The organism is Clostridium chromiireducens (assembly GCF_002029255.1).
GTDB classification, from domain to species: domain Bacteria; phylum Bacillota; class Clostridia; order Clostridiales; family Clostridiaceae; genus Clostridium; species Clostridium chromiireducens.
Genome location: NZ_MZGT01000178.1, coordinates 1 through 985 on the forward strand (window position 1 = coordinate 1; position 985 = coordinate 985).

At 39.9% G+C, this 985-nt stretch carries 2 rRNA genes; both read left to right on the forward strand.

What is annotated here, in order from left to right:
* Positions 1 to 111: ribosomal RNA gene (locus CLCHR_RS24235) — 16S ribosomal RNA — on the forward strand; the annotation flags it as partial.
* A 523-nt stretch (positions 112 to 634) separates the two neighbouring features.
* A 23S ribosomal RNA gene (locus CLCHR_RS24240) occupies positions 635 to 985 on the forward strand; the annotation flags it as partial.

Sequence of the window (985 nt, forward strand, 5' to 3'; positions counted from 1 at the left end):
AGTTCGTGAGCTAACGCGAAAGCGAGGCAGCGACCTAAGGTAGGGTCAGCGATTGGGGTGAAGTCGTAACAAGGTAGCCGTAGGAGAACCTGCGGCTGGATCACCTCCTTTCTATGGAGAAATCTAGATCAGACAGAAGCTCTGACTAGTACAGATACATTTATGTATCAAAATTTAAATACTTACTCGATAGGTTACTTAAATGTTATTTATTATTCTGTTCAATTTTGAAAGACTAAGTCTTTCAAAATCGCGTAGCTTAGTAGCGACAAGTGCGAGGAAGCAAAAATTTTATGAAATGAAGCGTACTTTACGTGCGTGAATGAGTAAAATTTGCAGCTGACGAAGTAATTGGCGGTAATAAGCAAGCGAAATGTTCTTTGAAAATTGCACATAGATTAATGTATATAAAATACAACAAAGCCAAGGATAATATTCTTTGTGAATGATTAAATCAAATTGGAGCGATATGAAAATATTTTTACAATATAACATAAAGCGTACCAATTTGCGCAGCTTATTGGTGGCAAGTGCGAGGAGTCGATAAAATTTTAGAGTGAAGCGTACATAAACGTACGTGAACGAGAAAATTTCAGTAGACGACGATGCAATTGACGTCAATAAGCAAGCAAAAGGTCAAGCTACAAAGGGCGCATGGTGAATGCCTTGGCATCAGGAGCCGATGAAGGACGCGATAAGCTGCGATAAGCTTCGGGTAGACGCACATAGTCAGAGATCCGAAGATTTCCGAATGAGGAAACTCACATGGGAAACCCCATGTATCATAAAGTGAATACATAGCTTTATGAAGGTAAACCCAGGGAACTGAAACATCTAAGTACCTGGAGGAAGAGAAAGAAAAATCGATTTTCTTAGTAGCGGCGAGCGAAAAGGAAAGAGCCCAAACCAGAAATTTATTTCTGGGGTTGCGGACAGAACATAACGAGAAATCATGGTTAATTGAACACAACTGGAAAGTTGGACC